The sequence below is a fragment of the Idiomarina baltica OS145 genome (assembly GCF_000152885.1).
Lineage (GTDB): Bacteria > Pseudomonadota > Gammaproteobacteria > Enterobacterales > Alteromonadaceae > Idiomarina > Idiomarina baltica.
Map to the genome: position 1 here is coordinate 59,994 of NZ_CH672407.1, position 2,320 is coordinate 62,313.

A 2,320-nucleotide genomic window follows, 5' to 3' on the forward strand; every position below is an offset into this window, starting at 1 on the left:
TCTAGCCGCGGGTACACTGCATCTTCACAGCGATTTCAATTTCACTGAGTCTCGGGTGGAGACAGCGTGGCCATGGTTACACCATTCGTGCAGGTCGGAACTTACCCGACAAGGAATTTCGCTACCTTAGGACCGTTATAGTTACGGCCGCCGTTTACCGGGGCTTCGATCAAGAGCTTCGCTTACGCTAACCCCATCAATTAACCTTCCGGCACCGGGCAGGTGTCACACCCTATACGTCCTCTTTCGAGTTAGCAGAGTGCTGTGTTTTTAATAAACAGTCCCAGCCACCTGGTCACTGCGACCACCTTCAGCTTACGACGCGAAGTCTTCACCAAAGGTGGCGTACCTTCTCCCGAAGTTACGGTACTATTTTGCCTAGTTCCTTCACCCGAGTTCTCTCAAGCGCCTTAGTATTCTCTACCTGACCACCTGTGTCGGTTTCGGGTACGGTCAACATGTACCTGAAGCTTAGAGGCTTTTCCCGGAAGCAGGGCATCAATGGCTTCGCACCCGTAGGTGCTCGTCTCGTTTCTCGGCCTTAAGGGTCCGGATTTGCCTAAACCCTCAGCCTACTAACTTTCACCAGGACTACCAACGCCTGGCCCACCTAGCCTTCTCCGTCCCCCCATCGCAGTACATGTCGGTACAGGAATATTAACCTGTTTCCCATCGACTACGCGTTTCCGCCTCGCCTTAGGGGCCGACTTACCCTACCCTGATTAGCATGGGATAGGAAACCTTGGTCTTCCGGCGTGCGGGTTTTTCACCCGCATTATCGTTACTCATGTCAGCATTCGCACTTCTGATACGTCCAGCATGCTTCTCAACACACCTTCATCCGCTTACAGAACGCTCCCCTACCCAGTGTATGTATCCCGCAAACTACTCCGTTATCCGCAACTAGTGTTGGGACGCTTTCGCACATGCTGTGCGTAAGCGGAATAGCCTGTGGTGATACATACACTGCCGCAGCTTCGGTGTATGGCTTAGCCCCGTTACATCTTCCGCGCAGGCCGACTCGACTAGTGAGCTATTACGCTTTCTTTAAAGGGTGGCTGCTTCTAAGCCAACCTCCTAGCTGTCTATGCCTTCCCACATCGTTTCCCACTGAGCCATAACTTTGGGACCTTAGCTGGCGGTCTGGGTTGTTTCCCTCTCCACGACGGACGTTAGCACCCGCCGTGTGTCTCCCGGATAGTACTCTACGGTATTCGGAGTTTGCATGGGGTTGGTAAGTCGGGATGACCCCCTAGCCCAAACAGTGCTCTACCCCCGTAGGTATTCATCCGAGGCTCTACCTAAATAGATTTCGGGGAGAACCAGCTATCTCCGGGCTTGATTAGCCTTTCACTCCTAACCACAAGTCATCCCCTAATTTTTCAACATTAGTGGGTTCGGTCCTCCAATTGATGTTACTCAATCTTCAACCTGCTCATGGCTAGATCGCCCGGTTTCGGGTCTATACCTTGCAACTCGACGCCCAGTTAAGACTCGGTTTCCCTACGGCTCCCCTATTCGGTTAACCTTGCTACAAAATATAAGTCGCTGACCCATTATACAAAAGGTACGCAGTCACCCCACAAGGAGGCTCCTACTGCTTGTACGTACACGGTTTCAGGTTCTATTTCACTCCCCTCGCCGGGGTTCTTTTCGCCTTTCCCTCACGGTACTGGTTCACTATCGGTCAGTTGGGAGTATTTAGCCTTGGAGGATGGTCCCCCCATATTCAGTCAAGATAACACGTGTCCCGACCTACTCGTTTTCACTCACTATGCGCCGTCACATACCGGGCTATCACCGTCTATGGCCTCTGCTTCCCAACAGATTCTGTTAACGCATTGTCAGCTTAAGGGCTGCTTCCCGTTCGCTCGCCGCTACTAGGGAAATCTCGGTTGATTTCTTTTCCTCCGGGTACTTAGATGTTTCAGTTCTCCGGGTTTGCCTCCAAGCACCTATATATTCAGTGCCGGATACTCTGTAAACAGAGTGGGTTGCCCCATTCGGAAATCCATGACTGATAACGACTCTTACTGTCTCGTCATGGCTTATCGCAAGTTAGTACGTCCTTCATCGCCTCCAACTGCCTAGGCATCCACCGTGTACGCTTAGTCACTTAACCATACAACACCTAAGATGTCTGCTACGCAGAACCTCGTGCATTGTATTGCAACTAAGATTGTTTGTTCTCGCTGTACACTTGTAAGATACGCCTCTACCAATTTGAATAAGGTTCAAGTAGAGTGGCATTTCATTACTTTATTACAATCAGCTTGTCCATGTTGTTAAAGAGCATGTAACGCAAAGTTACCGGTAAACA

General features: G+C 50.8%; 1 other annotated feature (running past one end of the window).

Going from position 1 to position 2,320, the window contains the following annotated elements:
* Positions 1 to 2,122 (reverse strand) — a sequence feature (mutual gap in cmsearch alignment for this rRNA model is longer than 100) (it extends 867 nt beyond the left edge of the window).
* Positions 2,123 to 2,320 lie beyond the last annotated feature (198 nt).